Genomic DNA, 21,012 nt, shown 5'->3' on the forward strand with positions numbered 1-21,012 from the left:
AATGACAGGTAAAATCGTCATGGTGCAGGTAGACCCCGCTACCTTGACGGTACTTCATAAAAGCCTCAGCTTATTGCCAGAGGAATTGCTTGAGTTTGAGCTAGATCCTGAACCGTTGCTGCAAAGCTTGGAGGCGGGAGAAATTAAGCTAGATGTGGTGGTGCTCGGTTCACTGGTGAGTGAGCCGGTGCAAATTGCTCAGCGCGTTCAATCTGTGGATAAAGACTTGGCGGTGTTGATTCTCAGCGATCCAGCTTTCCACCAGCAGATGCAGCAAGCATTGCAATTTTCACCTTTTTTGGGCAATCAAGTCAGCTGTCGGTCAACTGCTGAAGGCGAAGCTTTGGTGATTGCTTTACAAGAAGCGATTACGCGAACGAAGCAGCGCCGCAGTTATCGCTCAATGCTAATGGCGGCCCAAGCCAGCCTGTCTAACGCCTCTGCGCCGCCACCACAGCCGGCGCAGTATATGGAGCGACTGCTAGATCGCGCTCCTATCGGGGTTGTAGCCGTCGATGAGGGGGCAACAATCTTGACTTGGAACCGATATGCGGAAGAACTCCTGGGGATCAGCGAACGCGAGGCAATCGGGACTTTTTTTGGGCAATTTTTCCCCGAATCGGAACGCCAGAGTTTAATAGACTTTATTAACCGCTGTTCTACCTCTGAAACGCGCTTTTCCCCTGAAATTTTCCAAATCGATGCCGGTGATAGCAGCTTCCGATTTCTGGAAGTAACCGTTGCACCCATTACAGGACGCAGCGGTGAGGGGGGTTCGCTGCTGATTTTTCAGGATATCACCGACCGCAAGCGTTCAGAAGATGCTGTGCGAGAATCAGAAGCGCAATTGAGAGAAAAAGCGACCGAGTTGCAACAAGCGCTGCACGAACTGCAAAAAACTCAAGCGCAACTAATTCAAACTGAAAAAATGTCGAGCCTTGGTCAAATGGTGGCTGGGATCGCTCATGAAATTAATAACCCCGCTGCCTTTATCTACGGCAATATTACATACGCTCAAGAGTATCTGCAAGACTTGCTGAATTTAGTAGAGCTTTATCAGCAGGAATATCCGAATCCAACCCCAGAAATTCAAACTAAAGTATCAGAAATCGAATTAGAGTATCTTGTTGAAGACTTGCCCAAGCTGCTAAATTCTCTAAAAATGGGAGCTGAGCGAATTCGAGATCTAATTTTATCCCTGCGGAACTTCTCGCGACTCGATGAAGCCGAGGTGAAAAAAGTTAATTTGCATCAAGGCATCGATAGTACGCTTTTGATTTTGAGTAACCGAATCACACCGGAAGGAATTACTGTTATTAAAAATTACGGTAATTTACCGTTGGTTGAGTGTTCGCCGGCTCAGATTAATCAAGTTTTTATGAATATCATTGGCAATGCTATTGATTCGCTACAGGAGCAAAAACAGCAACCTTATAAAGAAATTGCGATTCAGACAGAAACAGTTTCTTCTTCTCAAATACAAGTGCGAATTCGAGATAATGGCTCTGGAATTCCCCCGGAGATTATAGATAAAATATTTGACCCATTTTTTACCACAAAGCAGGTGGGTCAAGGGACGGGGTTAGGGCTGGCGATTTGCTTTAAAATTATTGAGAAACATGAAGGAAAAATTAATGTGAATTCTCAAGAAGGCCAGAAAACTGAGGTGACGATATCCCTGCCGGTGAAACAGTCAGTTCCCTGGGAGATTTAAAGATAATTTTAATGTTGATGAAGATTTTTAGCCGGCAACCCTATCACGAGTTGTCCAAACTGGCAATTTGAGGTCAGTGTTTATATTTTATATTTTAGATTGTAAATTTTAGAGCAAAAGCCAATTAGGTTACTTAATATTCATATAATATAACAGCGGTTCTAACTCGCATTCATCCACGATGTAGGGACGCAAATTAGTAACGGATCTATGCTTAGCACCCTAAAAGATGGATTGCACTGCATTGAGAATTACTAGAAGTGTGTAAAATTATCTGAGATTTATATAGGGCAAGATATGAATCAGCCTGCTAAGATCAATAAAGTGAAAAGAAATTTAGCCCCATAACATTGTTTCTTACCTCTCCTTAACCCTCTCTCTAACCCAACTCTACAAGGAAGGCAAAAAAAATATATTGTTCTTCAAAATAAGGAATCTGCCTAAATTTTTGATTTTGAAGGATGATTGCCCATCTGTAATAGTTCGGATAGAGGGTGAAGCAAGAGAGACTGATCAGACATTTAATGTTTACTAATTCCTAACTGCAAGGACACTCTAATGAACCCAAATCCCCTAGCCGTATTTGTACCCTGGTTGCATATGCATCAGCCCCCCATTTGGGTTGGTGATCATCTCACCGGCAACCTGGAGAAAATGCTAAATGGCGAACCAAATTCTGAGGAACACTGGAACGCGCAATGGTTTGCCCAAGCCTACAAAAATCCCGCCCGGTATGTGGAATTATTGACGCAGGAAGGGCATTCGCCGCGCATCATGGTGGATTATTCCGGCGTATTGCTGGAAGAGTTAGCACGACTGAGCACCGGCATCTTCAATCATCTTCATGTCGATGGTGAAGTAATGGGCGATGTAATTGGCTTGTGGCGTCGCGTTTTAAACAACCATCCAGACGCCGTGGAATTTGCCGGCACCGCTTACAGTCATTGCTATTTTCCCGCTACTCCAGAACGCGATCATGAAGGGCAAATCATGGAATGGCGGCGCGTATTTGCAGACCTTTTTGGTCAAGAAGCGCTGTCACGAGTCCGGGGATTTTGGCCCCCGGAAATGGGAATGACCGGCAATCCAGCCGAAGCGTTACGGTTTATTCGCCTGCTGAAAAAATGCGGCTATGAATGGATTATTTTACCGAATTCAGCATTAGAACATCCGGAAGGGTGGAGTGTGCCGGCTTTGGAAAATCGCGTCCACTGGCTCGTTGTGGAATCAGGCGGAGAAAGTGAACGTATCCTCTGCGTGGTACGCGATACAGACATGGGAATCCGGCAGCAAAGTGGTCACAATGTGGATGGTTGTATTAATGACATCCGCTATCGGGGGAAGGTATTACAAGATGGAGATGTGCCGCCGTTAATCGTACCAACTTCTGACGGCGAAAATGGAAATGTGATGATGTTTGAGTATTTCCGCAACACATTTGCACCAATGTTTCGTAACTCAACATCTTGGCAAGATATCGAGTTTATGACAGTCAGCCGGTATATCGATCAATACTTGCAAAATGGCCCTTCAACCGAGGTAAAACTCAAGCCTGCCGGCGGATCTTGGATTGGCGGACATCAAAGTTGGAATGAAGGCGATCGCCGGCAACGGGTGTTAATGGCTGTCGAACAGTTGAGTCAAGATTATGATTTAGCAGTGCAAGAAAAGCGGATGGACACTAACCAGTTACCGCTGATGTTGTGCGAAACCAGTTGTTATGTCTACTGGAATTCTGATTTTTGGTTTGATCAAGCAGATCGCTGCGTCGCTTGGGCGCGTAATCTCATCGCTTGATGCAGTGCCGGCATCATCCATTCTTCAAATTCCTAGAAAATGATGCCGGTATCTGGCCTTTTTTGTGAGGCAATCGTGTTCCTCAAAATTTGGCCGGTTCCTCACCAGACAATAAAAAATGAGAGTTGCAATTAAACTAGGGTGCAAGACATTGCGACCCTACTATTTTAAAATTTCCTAGTTATCAGTAGGAGCGTTAATCTTCACCAAACTATCAGCATTGAGCCTGATAATTTGATTATTTTTTCAGGAAATAGGAGGAAATGAGGGTTTCATAAAGAGTGATCAGGTAGCCAATGCTTACCTTACTTGTGACAACTCGTTCATCGGTTTGTCTAAACCTTGAAAAATATTTTTATCGTTATTATTCGGATTCAGCAAACAGTTATCTCTAACTTGATAAGAAGTTCGTTGAACATAGCCGGCCATCACAGCATACTGCAAATCTGCCAGAGCGTCTATGTCATCCAAGCCGCAACCTGCATGAAAAAGTTGCTGTAGTTCTTCTTCAATTTCAATACTCAAATAACCTGTTCTTAAAACCTTTAAAACAATTTTGCGAATCATCATCACCTGTACAATCTTTTAAAATTGGCTGATCCTATGGAGTAAGTATGGCTTTTATATCCAAACTGTGGGGTGATTTACATTTCTTACCTCTTGTGATTCCTTGGTTTCAAGCCTCGTGACAAAGATCACCCCCATAGCCGGCTATTCAGGATGCAGGATATCGGCAACCGGCTAAGCTTCAAAGTCAAAGGCAAGCACGCCCTCTAAACACGGTAGGAGTGCGGTTTTGACTCGTTCGTGTTCCGGATGCGGTAGATAAGCGTCACGCGCACCGGCACTCTCGAACGTCATCATAAATCCGTGGGTGTAGCCTTGGTTCAACCCTTCAGAACTCGAATATGAGCCGCCGGCATAATAAGTGATGCCTGGAATCAATTCTTGGAGTTCACTGAGTTGCTTGAAAAGTTCTGCAATCTTCTCTGGTGCTACTTCGGGTTTAAACTTGAGTAAAACCAGGTGTTGAATCTGAGGCATTGCTGACGCTCCTTTAAACTTCTGCGGTTATCATACCGGCATCCGTGCGGTTGTAAAGGGGCTGCCGTTGCAAAAAGTAAGCTTTTTCTTAAATGTGGCTTCTGAATAAACTGTTTTTAAATGTGTAGCTCCAATGACTTAAAATTCTATCTCTATAGCAATTTTTTAGAGAATCTCTAATATTTTACAACCACAAAGCAGCCGTTCTGCCGGCACCATCAATGCAGAAATTCATATTTTTTCAGTTAATATCTGGGAAGAATCGGCTGATTAACCGATACGATACTTAAAAATCCGCTATAGTCTCAAAGCGGAAATTATGAGGAACGTATATGCTACCAAACTTGAAATGGGCTAAAGGAGCTGCCGGCCTTGTCTGGGCGCTTGCCATTACTAACCTGACAGGGTTAACAAAATCTGCACAAGCGGCAGAAACCGTTGTCGTTCGTAAAGGCCCATTTACGGCATCATTTAATGTTGCTGACCTTAAAACAATTGCTGAAACAGGAAAAGTACCGCCGGCTTTGCAAAGTTATGCCAATACCCTATCGGCTGAAAAGCGGGGCAAAATTTTAGCAGCGCTGAAAACAAAAGTGCCCCTCAATGTTGTAGCGATCAGCAACTTGCTGAACACTCGAATCGGTAGCACCATCTTGGCCGATCTAGCGACGATTACGCCCCGAAAGGATGCAGCCGGTGTGCAAGCACTTCGCGCTGCACTGGTATTGGGGGCAAAAGATCCAGCCGGTCTTTCCATCATTAGCTTTATCGAATCTTACCCTAGCCAGCGCCTCAATATTGACTTGGATCGGGCATTTGAAGTCATGGGAAGCTTGAATACCCCTTTTTGGCAAACTCAGCGATTTATGGCCGCGATTGCTCCTCAATTAACGCCTCGCGAAATTCAGCTAAATTTACCGTTTGATCCCTCCCAACCGGGAACCGCTTCGGTACAAGTGCTGAGTTTAAATCTCAATGATTCGCAGCGTCAGCGCACTATTCCCGTTGATCTATACTCATCAGCCGGTGCAACTGCGGAAAAACCCGTGATTATCTTCAGTCACGGCTTGGGATCTGACCGCACAGAGTTACGCTATTTGGCAGAGCACTTAGCATCCCACGGTTATGTGATTGCTGTCGTCGAACATATCGGCAGTAACAGCACCCAAGTTAATACAGCACTTGCCGGCGGTTCTCTTCTGCAACCCGATGAGTTTTTAAATCGCCCCAAGGATATTAGTTTTACTTTAGATGAACTAGAAAAATTAAACCTATCAGCCGGCCCGTTTCAAGGCAAACTCGCAACTGATAATGTCATGGTGATTGGGTATTCAATGGGGGGTGGAACCGCCCTGTCTATTGCTGGAGGTGAGTTACAAATAGCCAGCGTAAAACAGCGCTGTCAGAGCGATTTGGTCAGATTGAGTCCGGGAGTGGGACTACAGTGTATTGCCGGCGGACTTCCGGAAAACACTTATCAACTGTACGATCCACGCATTAAACGAGCAATGGCGATGAATCCAATTAGCTCAATAATTTTTGGCGAAACCGGCTTAAGCAAAGTGCAAGTTCCCACCCTGATTGTCACCGGATCTGCAGATAAGACAACCCCCGCTTTAAGCGAACAAATACTCGGTTTTTCCAAACTTCCCGCTCCCAAATGGCTAGTCGGTTTTGTCGGAGGAACTCATTTAAGTATTAAAGATCCCGCTGCAACAATCGATCAGACAACAAAACCAAATACTGTTCTCACCGGCGGTGAATTGATTGGCGATCAAGCCGCTAGTGTTCGCAACTATATCAAAGCTATATCATTAGCAATGGCTGCTCAACTGACGGCTGATGCTGACGACTACGCTATCTTTCTAACCTCAGATTATGCCCAGTACGCTTCCACACAAGCGATACCCATTCGCCTTGTGACTGAACTGCCGGCGGAGGCAGAAGCCGTGGTGCAAACAGTTCTCCAAAATGAATCCCCTTAAGACGTGCCGGTTCAAAACGCATTACCCAAAACCTCACGTTCTGAGATTAAAAGTTTTTCCTCAGTCCCCTTAATGGGGACTTTATTAATTTATTTGCAAAATTCCCGCTTTATTAAGCCATGAAAAGCGAGCGCATTGCGAAGTCATAGTGGATTTAACCAAATGCTGAAAGTAATCTAAAACTTTCTCTCATCCTCTTATTTTTGGTTTTCATTCAAAATCTGTAGCATATCGTAAGAAGGCACTTCTGTCTGACCATTTTCTGGCTCCTCACTAGAAACTTCTAGAAGCACTCTCACTCGAACTTTTCCCGCTTGCCAGCTTTTACCCGGTCTCAAAATTTTGCAGGTTAAACCCTCTTCTAGCAAAGTTTTTCTGTCTTCTTCAGATAGGCCATTTAGAAATCTTTTCGTGATTTCTGTCATCAGTTCGCCGGCTGTAAACATCGGGTGGGCGATTAGATAACGATTGGTCATAGAATTAATATCTACTGATAAAACAGCATTTTCCTCACACCCTACCAACTCAAATCCGTTTTTTGCATTCATATCCAATCCCTATATTTGTTGCGTTAAGCTGTCAAGCATTTCTTATTATTTCGCTATTGATGAGCGACCAGTCCCTCTAATAAAGCTGAAAAAAAATGAGTCTCAAGAAAAAAATTGCAGTTTTTCCAAAACTCAACAGTCCAACTTGGGAGATACTTAACTTTTTGACTGACTCCTTGGCTTAGGACTCAATCGGTCAATCGCTGACAAAGCTGATTAATCTCTTCAGTTAAGTCTGCCTTCATCCGTCGCAAATTCTGAAGTCGCTGCTGCAATTTGCTCCAAACTTGCAAATAGAACCGGCAGCATCACTAAGATTTTGATAAATTTTCTTGAACTATTGAGGGCTTGAGCTTCCTCACACACTCTCTAATCACGTCCGTGTAAGTTCTGCCGGTCATTTCACAATATGTTTCCAAAATTTCTGATTCTTCTTTGCTAAAGCCTACGGATAACCGTCTTGTTGTCCATTTTTTGTTAGCCATGATGTTAAATAGGTTCTAATATGGGTTTAAATAGAGTTTAACATTAATGGTAAGATTACTTGACCGGCTGGAAACTTACAGACGCGCTTAAAGCGTCTCTACAAAGGTTAACTGCCACAACCAAACGCCTACCCATCCCTCGGATGAGATCAAGGCACCTTGCCGCCACTTGGGAAAAACACGCTTAAACCTAAAATGCTCAGCCCTGTAGTGCGCTCCCTGTCTGGGTCTACACGTAGCGATGCCCTGACTAGACATTGGTTCAAGGCTTGGCTGTTAAAGCCAAAGTTTTTGATACCGGCCTTATTAGGAATCGCCACCCTGCTAGCGTCTGTATGGTTAGCCGCAGCAGTGCACGCCACAAGTTACCCAGGCGTTAACCAATTGCTCAACACCAACACTTGTCCGTCTTGCGATCTCAGAGGAGCTAACTTGCGAGGAAGCTATTTAGTCGGAGCAAATCTTGCCGGTGTTGACTTGCGCGGTGCGGATCTGACAGGTTCCGATCTGCGACAGGCTGACTTGGTTGGTGCGGATCTCAGAAGCGCTAACCTCACCGGCACGAACTTGAATGGTGCCAACTTGGTGAATACTGATATGCGCGGAGCCGACCTCAACGGAGCCGACCTCTCCGGCTCTGATCTCACCCGTGCTAACCTTACTGGAGCCAATCTACTACTAACTCAGCTCTCAGCTTCTGACTTAGCGGGAGTTGATCTCAGTAATACTGATTTAAGAAATATTTATCTAGAAAATACTAACCTCCGAGGCGCGAACCTAGCAAGCGCCTATATGGTGAGTGCCGAGTTAGTGGGAGCCAACCTCCGAGAAGCCGACCTGAGCAGCGCCAACCTCAGAAGCGCTAATCTTAGAAATGCTTCCCTTCGAGAAGCCAACCTTAGAGGAGCAAACTTAAGCCGCACCAGCCTTCGAGCCGCTGATCTAACTCGCGCCAGCCTTCAAGGAGCTGATTTATCCCAGGCTGACTTAGAGGATGCCTCTTTAGAGGAAGCTGATCTCAAGGGAGCGAATCTGGTTCAAGCCAACCTAGCAGGGGCTAAACTGGTTCGTGCAAACTTAGAAGGCGCTAACATTAAGGACGCCATTCTGACGAATACCGAGCTGTGTAGCGCAACCTTGCCCAATCGCAAAAAACACCGCTGCTAAGCGTGGAGCTTGGGGCATTGGATGCGGGAGAAAGGATGAGGGAAAGAAGGAAGGAAAAAGCCGACCCTTGTAAGGGTAGGGAGAAAACCGGCAAAGACCGACAGCTTTTTTCCTTCTCCAGCCTGAAATTTAGATGCTGATTAGCTTAATTGCGCCTTCTTGTAAATTGGGTGATTAAATTGTTAGTGAGTAAGGATAGGTGTGAGTCTTTTAATATTAATGCGACGTTAATTGCGGCGGCCAGCTATCCTTTGCTCGACGAACCGCGCTTCAGAACTTCTGGTGCCAGTTAATTCGTGGCTATTTTCTCGCCGGCACTCCTGTGCGCCGACTCTGTCTGTTTTCTCTTTTTCTTAGTCTATCTGCATCGCCTGAGATTATGACTAAAGTGTGTAACCGGCCTCTTCTTTAACTATTCGCCGGCCCGCTCGAAGGCACTGGCTGTTTGATATTTAGCAAAGTTTTACTCTCAGTCGGACAAATAATTTTGCTGTGTAAATTTTTCCGTAACGAGTCTGAGCATTCCTGACTCTACTCTCTGCAAAGAATTTACAGTGAAAGATAATTTTAGAAAAACGGACAGATTGTTACAATTTGGGATGATTAAACCCACACAATACAGTCATGAAGCGCACCCTTCAATGCATCTGCATCACGACCGCTGCTGTCAGTTTATGGGTTCAAGTGCCGGTTTTCGCCGTCAGCGATCGGCTAGCCCAATCGCCCCAGCCGGCACCGGCATCAGGAGAGCAACCTGCCCAATCGCCCCAGCCGGCACCGGCATCAGGTGAGCAACCGGCCCAATCGCCCCAGCCGGCACCGGCATCAGGTGAGCAACCTACCCAATCACCCCAGCCGGCACCGGCATCAGGTGAGCAACCCACCCAATCACCCCAGCCGACACCGGCATCAGGAGAGCAACCTGCCCAATCGCCCCAGCCGGCACCGGCATCAGGTGAGCGAGTCGCCCCTACAGAATCTGGAGATATTCAATACTGGCTAAACCGAGGGCAGTTTCTGCTGAGCAAAAAACAGTATGAAGAAGCGCTCACCGCTTACGATCGAGCAATCAGCCTTAGACCGGACTCAGCCGCTGCTTTAACCGGCAAAGGGGTTGTACTTGGAGAATTAGGCCGGTATGACGATGCGCTTGCGGCTTTGCAGCAGGCAATAGAACTCAAATCTGATTACTCTCTGGCTTGGTTTGAACGCGCAATGGTACTCAAGGAGCTTGATCGCAACGAAGACGCCAATCAAGCCTATGATAAGGCGATTGAAGTCAATCGGGATTGGGGCAACGAAAGCCTTGAGTCTGCTTGGAGTTACAAAGGTTCAGTATTGTGGAGGTTAGATCGTAAAGAAGAAGCGATTGCAGCTTTTGACAAAGCGACCACCGTTAATCCTGAATTTGCCCTAGCTTGGTATAACCGGGCTACCGCGCTTTTGCAGTTGGGACAGTATGAAAACGCGATTAACGCTTATGAGCGAGCGCTGCAAAGCAAGGGTCAGTGGGGAACTGATACCGGCCCTGCGAGTGCTTGGTACAATCGGGGTTTGGCCCTAGAGCAGCTGGGCCGGTATGAAGATGCTCTCGCTTCTTATGACCGAGCGTTGAGAATTACTCCCAATCACCTTAAGGCTCGCCAACAAATGGCTAACTTACGACGCCGGTTGGAAAATTAAACATTCACCATTCAAAATTTAAATTTCTCAATTCTGTTGTTTGTGACTTTTCCTGGGTGCGTCCGTGCAGCAGCAAACACAACACAACGGAGGTAGAGGCGTTGTTTGCAACGTCTCTACACCGGCTGTTAGCAATTATAGAGCTTGCTTTTCTCTAACGATGCCGGTCTGGGCGATCACACTTTCACCGACTCAATACGAGTTTTGCCGGAAAATGCGCGAAATACAAGGACTGTTACTCGCAAGAATTTGTGAATGAGCCGGCTTTTATGAAAAAATCTTAAAGTTATAAAAACTTTCCTTTAATTTATTATAAAATTTGAATTGCCAATCTTAGAAAAAACTATAGAAATTTGATTGATTTTATAAAAGTATTTTAATAAAGTTGCCTTAAAAAATTCTCTTTGTTATAAAATTAAAATATGGAATTTGAGTGTTGTGCGTTAATGAACGAACTTAACTCTTAAAAAGTACAGTTCCAAGCGCCAATCTAAAAAAAAATCTTAACCTACACAGTATGACCGATCCAAGCTTACGAAAAATAACCGACCGTCTTTCTAAAACACTGACTCAGGATAGGACAGTTCAAGAAACGACAAATGACTTGAGAGAAATTCTAGATGTTGATCGGGTAATTTTATATTACTTTTACCTCCAGTGGAAAGGGCAAGTTACCTTTGAGTCTTTGAGTTCTCCGCAGTTGTCTGTCTTTGGAATGACGGGAGCGGATGATTGTTTTAATGGCGAATATGCGGCTTTATATGAAGCGGGACGAGTGCGAGCCATTCCAGATATTGAATTAGAGCCAATCCACCCTTGCCACAGAGACTTTCTCCGCAGTATTCAGGTTCGAGCGAATTTAGCCGTGCCGGTGCTCAATTTCAAAGGACTGTGGGGGCTGCTGATTGCCCATAACTGCCGCGATACTCGTGTTTGGTTGCCGGCAGATATTGAAGTGATGAAAAAATCAGCAGAAAATTTAGCAAAAGTTTCTTCAATTCGAGATAGTTAACTTTTAGTTCACTCATTAGCTCATGTGCCGGCACAACCAAAGATTTAGAGAGCATGGCGCAAATTAAACAGTTATCATCTGCTTAAACTTGAAGCTCAATTGCGCCGGCTCTCCCTCTTTTCTGATGCCTACGCTTCAGGCTCAACCCCCAACGCCCTCAACTGCTCAGCCAACCGCTCAGCACGCTGCCGTTCAGTTTCAGCCTGTTGTTGAGCCAACTCCTTCTCCTGTCGCTCAACTTCCGCCCGTTCTTCTCCTGTTAGCAATAAATTACCTTGCTCATCCCACCAGCGCAGCCACGGCAGCGTTGCATTTTGATATTGCCCTTGCCAAATTCCTAACTCCACGCCCAACGGGGGAATTGCATAGTGTCCCCGCTCATTAGGAGATATTAACTCATAATGACCGGCAACAAGTTGATACACCTGAACCTGCGCTTTTTTCACCTCATAAATCGCGTAAAAAGGAACACGAATTGCCTGTTCGTAAACCCAAAATTTACCCGTAACAGGTGTTGTATCTCGTTCTTCTTCGCCCTTTCCAGAAACAAATTCCAGCACAATTAAGGGCGCAACATATTCCTGCCAAAGCACATAAGAACGCCGCATTTCACCATTGAGAACCGGCGGCACATTCGGCACATAAAACCAATCCGGTGCCTCAGCGCCTCTTTCCGGTGGATCAGTGATTCGCCAGTAAATGCCGCTATCTTGCCCGATACAATATTGACCGTCTGGATGTAACTGCTGCAACATCGGCATTATCGAATCCGTCAGCAAAATACTTTGGGGATGCTCCTGAAGATTTTTCACAAAAGTACCGTCAGAGTCGGGAAGTTGAGTGTGATCTGGCAAACTCGTGGGCAACTCAGGTGTAAAATTCACCGGCTCCACAGATGAGGTGATTTGACTCATAGCAACTTCCTGCTAATAGAAAAATGAGCAATCAGTAATATAAACTTACCAATTACTCATTACTCTAACAATTTTACGCACCCTCAAGCCTTCGGCTTATAAGTCGAAGCAACGTGCAACTCTTTCAACTGCTTCGCATCCACACCAGACGGCGCATTTGTCAGCAAACAACGCGCTTGCTGCGTCTTGGGAAATGCAATGACATCCCGAATGGACTCTTCGCCGGCAAGCAACATCACCAGCCGGTCTAAACCGTAAGCAATGCCTCCATGCGGCGGCGTTCCATACTCAAACGCCTCCAGCAAAAAGCCAAACTTACTATAAGCTTCCTCCTGCGACAAACCAATCGCTTCAAACACTCTTTCTTGAACTTCCCGTTGATAAATCCGCCGCGAACCGCCGCCGATTTCATAACCATTGAAGATCAAATCATAGGCTTGTGCTCGTGCTGTTTTGAGATCGTCAATATCATCCGGATGGGGTGCGGTAAATGGGTGGTGTAAAGCCTCTAAACGCTTTTCGTCAGCATTCCACTCAAACATCGGGAAATCTGTTACCCAAAGCAGATTAACTTTATCTGGAGGGATCAGTCCCAACTCCCGAGCAATTGCTAAACGCAGCCGATCTAAGGTTTTATTGACAATATCCGTCGGCCCTGCCCCAAATAGCAGTAAATGTCCGGGTTTTGCACCCGTGCGGTTGAGCAATTCTTGCTTTTGTTCCTCGCTCAAATTGTCTTTAATTGCGCCAATTGTATCGATTTCGCCATCATCTCGCACTCGGATATAAGCTAAACCTTTTGCGCCGGCACTGCAAGCTTCATTAAATAAATCTCCGCCCGGTTTAATCCGCACATTGGAAATTGCCGCATTTCCCTCTGGAATCGGCAAAATTTTCACAATCCCACCCGATGCGATCGCCCCGGAAAACACCTTAAATCCGGAGTCTTTCATCAAATCCGAAACATCTACTAATTCCAGATCAAAGCGTGTATCGGGTTTATCACTGCCATAGCGATCCATCGCTTCTGCGTAGGTGAGGCGCGGGAAAGGACGAGGCAATTCAATTCCCTTGACAGTTTTGAAAATATGTGCCGTCAGTTCCTCGTTGAGCTGGATAATTTCTTCCTGAGACATGAAGCTCATTTCCATGTCTAGCTGAGTAAATTCTGGCTGCCGGTCTGCCCGTAAATCTTCATCGCGGAAGCACCGCGCGATTTGGTAGTAGCGGTCAAACCCGGACACCATCAGCAATTGCTTGAATAGCTGCGGTGACTGGGGCAAAGCAAACCATTCGCCGCCACTGACGCGACTCGGCACCAGATAATCCCGCGCCCCTTCTGGCGTTGAGCGAGTCAGCACCGGCGTCTCAACTTCAATAAAGCCTTGCTGGTCTTCCAAATAGCGGCGGATCGCTTTAACTACTTCGTGGCGCAGCTTGAGATTTTCCGTCATGCGTTTGCGGCGCAAATCCAAATAGCGATATTTCAGCCGCAAATCTTCCCGCACAGACTCGTTATCCGCGCTGGAAACTTGGAAAGGCATCTGTTTGCGAACCGTGTTGAGCAGTTCAATTTTATCGGCGTAGATTTCGACATCGCCGGTTGCCAGTTTAGGATTGAGAGAGTCTTCTGGGCGTTGCGTCACCCGACCCGTGAATTGAACGACGTATTCACTTCGCAGCGTTTCTGCTTGCGCGTAAGAGTCGGGAGTCCGCACGGGATCGCTAACAATTTGCACAATGCCGGTGCGATCTCGCAGATCCAAGAAAATCACGCCACCATGATCGCGGCGACGATCCACCCATCCACAGATGGTGACTGTTTCTCCAATGTGTTCTTTTCGGAGCTGGCCGCAATAGTGGGTACGCATAGGTGTGGATTCAGAATTCGGGCTTCAAGATGGGTCGTTTAAACGGTTGGAGAACCTGCAACAAGACGCAGTTCCCCACCATAACAAAGGTTAGGTTTTCCATTATCTAGCATTAGGGGTCATTCTGTCTGACAGAATCAGCGAAGTGTTGTGAAATGCCGGCCTTCCCTTTACGGCTGTACTATCTCTGCCGGCAAGATCGCACCGGCTAACGTCGCCTCTGTCAAATCCGCCCCCTCTAAATTTGCGCCGGTGAGATTAGCACTGCTCAGATCGGCACCCCTTAGATTAGCGCCGGTTAAATTCGCCTCAATCAAGTTGGCATAGCGCAATTGAGTGCCACTCAGGTTGGCTTTCTCCAGATTTGCCCGCCGGAGATTCGCATTTTCTAGGAACGCATTCTCTAAACTGGCACCCGTCAAGTCAGCACCGCTCAAGTTAGCATCGACCAAATTAGCCCCCTTCAGATTCGCTTCCGTCAGATTTGCCTGAATCATATCGCAATGGCTTAACGCGGCATTATTCAGATCAGCCGCATTCAGTTGAGCGCTGATGAGATTGGTGTAGCCTAACTGAGCACCACTGAGATTTGCACTATTGAGATTGGCTGATCTGAGGCTGGCATCCTCTAGATTCGCTTGCTTCAGGTTTGCACCGCTAAGATTCGCTTGAATCAGATTCGCATTGAGCAGCAGCGCCCCTTCTAAATTCGCCTGCTGAAGATTCGCACTGAAAAAATCAACACTTTTGAGCTGGGTTCCTTCTAAATTGGCACCGTTTAGCTGCGCGTTCCCCAGATCCGCACGACTTAAATTTGCTCCTTTGAGTTGAGCACCGGCTAGATTCGCTTCTCTTAAATCACATCCCTGACATTCCTTGGTTTGCAGCAGCCGGTTGAGGGAATTAGTCTGGCCACTTCCTTGACAAGCTGAGCAGATTGCCGCTAAAAGCAGGACGCTTGCGGGGATTGTTCGTTTCATTGCTGCTACCGATATCGCTTTATAAATCCGATTGGATCTGGGCTGAGATTAGAGGATTAGGGAACGTAAACCTCTGTCTTTGGAGAAAAACTTACATCCTAATAAAAATAGGGGCACGATGCACCGCACCCCTATATTCTCTCGAAGCCATTAATTAATGACTGGACTTTGCAAATATTTGCTTATACGTTTGAGTTATCGTCAGAGCGAGGGGCAGTCAGCGCTTCCCAAGCTGCTTTAGCCGCATCAGAGAGACGATCCCCAAAAACTGAAATTTCTTTGAGAATAGACTCCCAGTTTTTCTGGGCATCCATTTGGATGAGTTTCATGGTGTATTCAATTCGCTCTTTGTCAAACAATTGATTTTGTTCAACTGCTGTGCGGGCTTCGTGAATTGCGGTGAGATAGGCGTCACTGGTGAGTTGACTGGCTCCTTGAATCTCTGCTTGCGCCCGCTTTTTAATGGCTTCAATCAATGCCATTGTTTCGTTTTTAACCTTGTCAGTTTCGTTTGGCATCTCTCGATTGACCATGTCTCTTGTCTCTGTACTAACTTCGACAAGTGAGCTTTCTGGGGGAATGTTTGATTCGGTAGTCATGAGAGTTTCTCCTAAAAAGTTGTTAGCCGTTAGCCATCAGGTTTCAGGTGTTAATGGTTGATTGGCATTAAGGACAGAATTGATTACCGGCTTGAGAATTACGGCAGTTGTTGCTCTAGCTTTAATAAATTCTCAATCCGCGCTTCTGTTGAAGGGTGGGTAGAAAATAAGTTGCCCAAAAACTGCCCTGAAAACGCATTCATAATCAGCAACGGTTCAAAGGCGGGGTTGCCGGTTATTGGCATCTGCCTTGCATTGCTATGCAATCGCTGCAGGGCACGAGCGAGAGCACGGGGGTTGCCGGTTAGTTTAGCAGAACCGGCATCGGCTGCAAATTCCCGCGTGCGAGAAATCGCCAACTGAACCACGGTAGCGGCAACCGGCGCTAGCATCACCGTCAGCAGCACCCCTAAAGGATTTGGGCCATCTCCGTCGTCCCGCGAACCGCCGGCAAACCATAAGCTATAGCTAGCAATTTGTGCCAGGAAGGAGATCGCACCGGCAACTGTCGCGGCAACCGCTTGGGTTAGGGTATCGCGGTTGTTGATATGACTGAGTTCATGCGCGATGACGGCTTCGAGTTCATCTTCTGGCAAAATATTCATAATGCCTTGAGTGACTGCAACCGCTGCGTGTTCGGGATCACGCCCTGTAGCAAAGGCATTGGCACCGGCACTCGGAACGATGTAAATTGCCGGCATTGGCAGGCCGGCTCGCTCACTCAATTGCTGTACCATGTTGTGCAGATCGGGCGCTTGGTCATAACTCACCGGCTGGGCACCATAAGCCGCTAGGGCAATTTGATCTGAGTAATACCACGATCCCAGGTTTGTTACAGCCGCCAAGGCCACCCCGATCAGTGCGCCGGTTGTTCCCCCAATCACCCAATAACAAATCGTAATCAACAGCGCACTGAGCAAACCTAACAAGGCAACCGTTTTAAATTGATTCATCGCCGATTCTCCTTAAACGGCATTTGCGAAGAAGTGCAATCGGTTCACTCTCGCCACACACTTGCCGTTTGTTGTGGTTGCTTCCATTCTACCGACCGGCTTCTAGAGCCTAGGGAAGAAAACCCCAACTTATGGGTACGGATTCTACTTTGGTAGGGCGCTCAGCTAGTAAAGGCTAAGGACTGGAAACTCAAAACTTAGTAGGGCGTTCATGGGTTAGTCAAGAAACCTTGATGAATGAGCAAAATTGGATTATCTGATCCAGAATCAGGCAACACTCATTGACTACTGTGACCAAGTGTTCAACTACTGTGAATTTATTTTTTTGGAGAAACAACAAAAGTATCAAGCAAAACCAAATAGGCAAAACTAACAAGCTTTATCTATTTATTTTGTTGAAACTTTTAATTTTTTTCCATTAAATATGCAAAGTAAATTCCTGATAGCTTTGAACTGTCTCTGGGGAAAGAATGTCGATTTACCATCAACCTCCCATCCTACGATCTGACCTAATCTTGTGCGTGAATCAGGTTACATCTTTCGTTGGGAGTTTTGCGTCGCACGATTTAAACAGCGCGTCAACCGGCTCAACGATCAGAGGATAGCAATTTTAAGAATTGTCGAATTAAGCCGATCGTGACGGATGGAAGTTCGAGTTGAGGCGTTAAGCCCACATCATCGAGTTGTTGAAAGTATTGAATTGCCTGGGGATTGAGCTTAGCGAGGCGCTTGCCAATTTCTGGGCCGGTAAATTGTGATTTTTGCCCCCAAATAATCGCGGTTGGAGTCGTTAGCTGAGTCACGTAAAGGGACAGATCGAAACATAGATCGCCGCGCACAAATGAAAGTGCGGCGTATTCTGCATTTGGTTGGGTTGCTGATTCGAGGTAGGCGTCCACAATTTCCTGATACACGCGTTCTGGACGGGCAAACTGCCGGTTTTCCAAGAAGTTGCGGATACCGCCACTGGTGGCGACACCGGCACTGTAGAGGAGTTTATCTAATATCGGTGTACTGACGATCTGAGCAAAAATGCTGCGGCTGTAATTTTCCCCAAAGTCTGACAAGCCGGCAGGGGTGGTTAAAATCAAACTCTTAAATAAATCGGGGCGCTTGATGGCGGCGCGGATGGTAAAGGCAGCGGTGAGGGAAGAGGCAACCACCGGCACGGGTTCGGAACAGGTTTTTTCGATGAATTCGATAATCGTGGTGATATAGTCTTCAACCTGGTAATTCCGCTCTGGATGCTCGGATTGTCCCCAGCCAATTAAATCGGGGGCTAAAATTCGGTAATCTGCGGCAAAGGCTGGATAGACTTTTGACCATTCGTAGGAAGATGAGCCGCCACCGAAGCCGTGAAGGAAGACTAGGGTGGGTAAGTTGTTTGAGTCGGAATTGGATGCCGGTGTCAGCCAGGGTTCTCCCGTCGCGGTGTGGTACACCATTCTGCCAAGGGATGTAAGCGTGGAGTGCCGGTCGAAGCCTGGGGGTAAATACATGAATGAACCTCTTATAAGTCAGTGATCTGCCGGTTAGGAAGGGGTGCGTGTCGAGTGATTGTCACTAAAATTGTCTGCATCGCGCCCTTGTGTCCAGTTGTCCACTGTTCTTAGCAATTAACCGCAAACTCGGAACAAGGAACGATTCAGAAAATTGGACAATTTCACTATTGACTTTACGCTTTAATTCTGCATAAGCACCCAAGCTTTAAGGCTAAGGAATTGTAAAGCTAAAGTTTATTTTATAAATATTTAGTAAAGACCTGCCGGCTTTACTGTGTGCGGCAGTATGCAATTCCCCTCAGCAGGTGATTTCGGCTGTTTCATGCCTCGTGATGGGATTGCTCGTAAAAGCTGATCACAATTGTCGAAATCAGAGATAATAAATGGGGGGTAAGACCCCTCACTGACGTTTTTAAACCCAATTTGGCTATAAAAACGCATTGAAAGATCCCCCAATTCTCCTAGAAGAAGAGAGCTGGAAGATATAGATGTGAAAAGGATTCTAGAAGATACGGGTAATCCATAGGTCTTTATTCACAGCAGGAATCTTTTCAAGGCAGTCGGTGGTAGTAGCTGGCAGTTCAGCGACAAGGTGTGACCTAACGCACAGTTCGGTGACACGAAGCAACGCTCACAGAAACTCTAAAATTTCTTAGGGTTTTTGGTTAGAAAAAACGCTTGATTGTAGCATATTAGGCTCAGATTAGACAACACTTAAAGAAACTCTAAACCTTTTCAAAGAGTAGAGGTTCAAAAAAGTGGTTGAAGTTGTCCAGCTTGGACTTAAGAGCCGATCGCCAAAAACAACCCGTGATTTTAGATTTTAGATTTTGTTTCCGGAATTGAGAGTAAAAATCCTTGAAGTTATCCAGTCTGGGATGAGCTATACAGCCGCTCAAAAACAGTGTAAGGAGGATGTAATGGTAGAGAAATGTCGGCTTCAATCGAACAGTATCAAAGAGCTTGAAACTCCTCAAGAACCAGCAATTGATTGGATAAATCTCCCGACAATTGTGGTGTCTCATGGTCTAGCGAATGCGATGTTAGACAAGGGCGTAAAAATTGATGAACCCGCTTGCATTCGCCTGGATCTGGAAGATTTGAAATGTTTTGAAGCAGTAGATTCTCAGTTTGAACAGTGGGGCGTAACCTTTACCAATGCAATGGCCATTCATCCCTCAAACCCAGCGTTTCCGCCTCATTCTGGCAACACTGTATTAATTGGAGCGCCGAAAAGTGGCTCTTTGGAAGCGACGTTCTCAAGTCCCGTTTGCTATGTCAGCGCCTTTGTCACCAGTTCCAGGCGGGCTGTTTTAGCAGCTTACGATCAAGAAGGACAGAGTGTGGCTCATGCAGAAATTCCCGGAGCGAATTTAGCCGGCTCTGAGTGCTTAATTGCTCCCAACACCCCATTAACTGTGAAGGCATCTAATATTTACCGAGTGACGTTCTTTACTTTTGATGGCCATTTGACGGTAGATGGCTTTAGCTATCGCCTTCAAAACGGTTAACCGAGCCGGTGCGTTGACCAAACCGGCATTCTCACAAAATCTGTGGGTGCAGCCGGCATGATTAAGCTGCAACGCAAAGTTGACGGAGGCAGGGTGGGAGGAAGCGGAAGACTCAAATCTTCCCCACAAGGCGCTGCGAGCCGGCAAACCCTCTGTGCCGGTGACATCCCCGAACTTCTCAATATCAAATAAAGCCGCAAAAAATTTACCATTTGCGTTGTTCAGCAGGTATCGTAATATAGCTAGATACGATGTCATGGCAGTCAACAGGTAAACTAACGTGGCACAAGCTTCAACTCAAAGACAGCAACTCATCAACCTGATTCAAGGTTTGTCGCGTCCAAAGTACAAACTTAAAGGTTTTAAGCGGCTCTCCCTGCGGCGATTCACCAAGTCGGGAGGGACGCTTGCAGTTTTGGCGGTGATCGTTGCCCTGCTGATCTGGAACTGGAAGCTTTTGCTGGCTACCGGCACAGGTGTGCTGGTGATGCTGGGAGTCTACCTGATGCAGCAGTTCGACTGGAAAAAAATTCCCCGCTCAGACTTACGCAAATTTTTTACCAGCGCAACCGGACAGTTAACCCTAGCAGTGGGTACTGGTGGGTTAGCAACGCTCAGCAGCTATTTGGCTATTTCTATCTGGGTGGACTCTGATAGCTCTTGGATAGCCGCCGGCGCAATTGTGCAAGGCATGGGGACGATGGCTGTGTTAGTGCTGTTGGTTTGGCAGGTTCTAGGACAGCAAGCGAGTGGAGATGAATCTAAGCTAAACCAGCTGGTCACAAATTTGATTGATGCAGATCCGCTCAGCCGGCTCATTGCAGTACGGCAACTGACTCATTTGGTAAGCCGCGATCCCTTCTATCAAACTCACCGGCAAACTACGCTTGACTACTTCCGCCTGATGCTAAGCAGTGAACAAGAGCCGGTGGTTCGAGAGGCGGTTCTTGAAGGATTGCAGGCGTTGGACTATCCCAAACCGTTGAATATAGGTGCTCAACCCCTGTCTATTCCTGCCGGCAAAAAACGAACGGCTGCGGCTGCGCCTCAGCGTATTTCTTAATCGCTTTGTTAGGGGATTAGCCGGCTTGGGTTAATCCCACAGATTCATTCTGCCTTTAAATGCGCTGGCTGTTTGCCCAAGATTAGGGGGTTTAGACAAATTCTGTGAAAAGAAAATTATTATAACCCAGGTTGATCGCCTATCGTTTTAGCTATTTACTGAGAGAAAGCGATAATTTTTTAAT

Annotated in this window: 18 protein-coding genes; 8 read left to right on the forward strand and 10 right to left on the reverse strand. The window is 46.5% G+C overall.

Annotated elements, in window-relative coordinates:
- Position 1 precedes the first annotated feature (1 nt).
- Both H6F73_RS02655 and H6F73_RS02660 read left to right on the forward strand, forming a co-directional pair.
- On the forward strand, positions 2-1,714 hold the full coding sequence (locus tag H6F73_RS02655; RefSeq protein WP_190757275.1) for an ATP-binding protein: 1,713 nt from the start codon (positions 2-4) through the stop codon (positions 1,712-1,714).
- 558 nt (positions 1,715-2,272) lie between these two features.
- The gene (locus H6F73_RS02660; protein ID WP_190757276.1) at positions 2,273-3,511 is read left to right on the forward strand and encodes a glycoside hydrolase; all 1,239 of its coding nucleotides are present in this window, start codon (positions 2,273-2,275) and stop codon (positions 3,509-3,511) included.
- Positions 3,512-3,811: 300 nt separating this feature from the next.
- Here the strand turns inward: H6F73_RS02660 and H6F73_RS02665 are convergent, their stop codons facing one another.
- Together H6F73_RS02665 and H6F73_RS02670 are read right to left on the reverse strand one after the other, a co-directional pair.
- Positions 3,812-4,081, reverse strand: coding sequence for a hypothetical protein (locus H6F73_RS02665; protein ID WP_190757277.1), 270 nt, complete (start codon positions 4,079-4,081; stop codon positions 3,812-3,814).
- A gap of 171 nt (positions 4,082-4,252) precedes the next feature.
- A complete protein-coding gene (locus H6F73_RS02670; protein WP_190757278.1) occupies positions 4,253-4,555 on the reverse strand; it encodes a Dabb family protein in 303 nt (100 codons plus the stop codon).
- A 332-nt stretch (positions 4,556-4,887) separates the two neighbouring features.
- Between H6F73_RS02670 and H6F73_RS02675 the strand changes: the two genes are divergently transcribed.
- Positions 4,888-6,540 (forward strand): alpha/beta hydrolase, encoded by a 1,653-nt coding sequence (locus H6F73_RS02675; RefSeq protein ID WP_190757279.1) that lies wholly within the window; start codon positions 4,888-4,890, stop codon positions 6,538-6,540.
- A gap of 197 nt (positions 6,541-6,737) precedes the next feature.
- On the opposite strand, the gene H6F73_RS02680 is transcribed toward H6F73_RS02675, so the two are convergent.
- Positions 6,738-7,088 (reverse strand): KGK domain-containing protein, encoded by a 351-nt coding sequence (locus tag H6F73_RS02680; RefSeq protein ID WP_190757280.1) that lies wholly within the window; start codon positions 7,086-7,088, stop codon positions 6,738-6,740.
- Positions 7,089-7,768: 680 nt separating this feature from the next.
- Here H6F73_RS02680 and H6F73_RS02685 point away from each other — a divergent pair.
- The 3 genes from H6F73_RS02685 (at position 7,769) to H6F73_RS02695 (ending at position 11,435) form a co-directional block, all read left to right on the forward strand.
- Positions 7,769-8,740 (forward strand): pentapeptide repeat-containing protein, encoded by a 972-nt coding sequence (locus H6F73_RS02685; protein WP_190757281.1) that lies wholly within the window; start codon positions 7,769-7,771, stop codon positions 8,738-8,740.
- Positions 8,741-9,364: 624 nt separating this feature from the next.
- The gene (locus H6F73_RS02690; protein WP_190757282.1) at positions 9,365-10,423 is read left to right on the forward strand and encodes a tetratricopeptide repeat protein; all 1,059 of its coding nucleotides are present in this window, start codon (positions 9,365-9,367) and stop codon (positions 10,421-10,423) included.
- A 517-nt stretch (positions 10,424-10,940) separates the two neighbouring features.
- Entirely contained in the window at positions 10,941-11,435 is a 495-nt protein-coding gene (locus H6F73_RS02695; protein ID WP_190757283.1) for a GAF domain-containing protein, read from the forward strand.
- Between the two features lie 128 nt (positions 11,436-11,563).
- Here the strand turns inward: H6F73_RS02695 and H6F73_RS02700 are convergent, their stop codons facing one another.
- From H6F73_RS02700 to H6F73_RS02725, 6 genes are all read right to left on the reverse strand, one after another.
- Positions 11,564-12,349 carry a Uma2 family endonuclease gene (locus tag H6F73_RS02700; protein WP_190757284.1) on the reverse strand — a complete coding sequence of 262 codons (786 nt, stop codon included), beginning with the start codon at positions 12,347-12,349 and terminating at the stop codon, positions 11,564-11,566.
- Positions 12,350-12,432: 83 nt separating this feature from the next.
- Positions 12,433-14,220, reverse strand: a complete 1,788-nt coding sequence (gene aspS, locus H6F73_RS02705; protein ID WP_190757285.1) for an aspartate--tRNA ligase — start codon at positions 14,218-14,220, stop codon at positions 12,433-12,435.
- Between the two features lie 170 nt (positions 14,221-14,390).
- On the reverse strand, positions 14,391-15,200 hold the full coding sequence (locus H6F73_RS02710; RefSeq protein WP_190757286.1) for a pentapeptide repeat-containing protein: 810 nt from the start codon (positions 15,198-15,200) through the stop codon (positions 14,391-14,393).
- Positions 15,201-15,382: 182 nt separating this feature from the next.
- A complete protein-coding gene (locus H6F73_RS02715) occupies positions 15,383-15,799 on the reverse strand; it encodes a hypothetical protein (RefSeq protein WP_190757287.1) in 417 nt (138 codons plus the stop codon).
- Positions 15,800-15,897: 98 nt separating this feature from the next.
- Positions 15,898-16,752, reverse strand: a complete 855-nt coding sequence (locus H6F73_RS02720) for a zinc metalloprotease HtpX (RefSeq protein WP_190757288.1) — start codon at positions 16,750-16,752, stop codon at positions 15,898-15,900.
- 587 nt (positions 16,753-17,339) lie between these two features.
- Positions 17,340-18,251 (reverse strand): alpha/beta hydrolase, encoded by a 912-nt coding sequence (locus H6F73_RS02725; protein WP_190757289.1) that lies wholly within the window; start codon positions 18,249-18,251, stop codon positions 17,340-17,342.
- A 923-nt stretch (positions 18,252-19,174) separates the two neighbouring features.
- Here H6F73_RS02725 and H6F73_RS02730 point away from each other — a divergent pair.
- Positions 19,175-19,765, forward strand: a complete 591-nt coding sequence (locus H6F73_RS02730) for a hypothetical protein (RefSeq protein ID WP_190757290.1) — start codon at positions 19,175-19,177, stop codon at positions 19,763-19,765.
- Here the strand turns inward: H6F73_RS02730 and H6F73_RS02735 are convergent.
- On the reverse strand, positions 19,762-19,977 hold the full coding sequence (locus tag H6F73_RS02735) for a hypothetical protein (protein ID WP_190757291.1): 216 nt from the start codon (positions 19,975-19,977) through the stop codon (positions 19,762-19,764). The two genes, H6F73_RS02730 and H6F73_RS02735, sit on opposite strands and share 4 nt — an antisense overlap.
- 68 nt (positions 19,978-20,045) lie before the next feature.
- On the opposite strand from H6F73_RS02735, the gene H6F73_RS02740 reads away from it, so the two are divergent.
- The gene (locus H6F73_RS02740) at positions 20,046-20,828 is read left to right on the forward strand and encodes a hypothetical protein (RefSeq protein WP_190757292.1); all 783 of its coding nucleotides are present in this window, start codon (positions 20,046-20,048) and stop codon (positions 20,826-20,828) included.
- Positions 20,829-21,012: the final 184 nt, after the last annotated feature.

The organism is Microcoleus sp. FACHB-68 (genome assembly GCF_014695715.1).
Lineage (GTDB): Bacteria > Cyanobacteriota > Cyanobacteriia > Cyanobacteriales > Oscillatoriaceae > FACHB-68.